At 64.3% G+C, this 428-nt stretch carries 1 protein-coding gene; it reads left to right on the plus strand.

Annotation, left to right across the window (positions count from 1 at the left end):
- A partial coding sequence (locus F3I62_RS20090) for an acyl-CoA dehydrogenase family protein (RefSeq protein WP_178122545.1) occupies nucleotides 1-428 on the plus strand: 428 nt, incomplete at both ends.

Genomic DNA, 428 nt, shown 5'->3' on the forward strand with positions numbered 1-428 from the left:
CGACCTGGGCATCATCCGCACCAAGGCCGAACCCCAGGCCGACGGCAGCTACAAGGTCACCGGCACCAAGATCTTCATCACCGGCGGCGAACAGGACCTGACCGAGAACATCATTCACCTGGTGCTGGCCAAGCTGCCGGACGCCCCGGCCGGGCCCAAGGGCATCTCGCTGTTCCTGGTGCCCAAGGTGATGGTCAATGCCGACGGCTCGCTGGGCGAGCGTAACGCCGTTTCCTGCGGCTCGATCGAACACAAGATGGGCATCAAGGGCTCGGCCACCTGCGTGATGAACTTCGACGGCGCCACCGGCTGGATCGTCGATGCGCCGAACAAGGGCCTCAATGCCATGTTCACCATGATGAACTACGAGCGTCTGGGCGTCGGTATCCAGGGCCTGTCCCTGGGCGAGCGCAGCTACCAGAACGCCG

It is taken from the genome of Pseudomonas sp. R-28-1W-6 (genome assembly GCF_009799925.1).
Taxonomy (GTDB): domain Bacteria; phylum Pseudomonadota; class Gammaproteobacteria; order Pseudomonadales; family Pseudomonadaceae; genus Aquipseudomonas.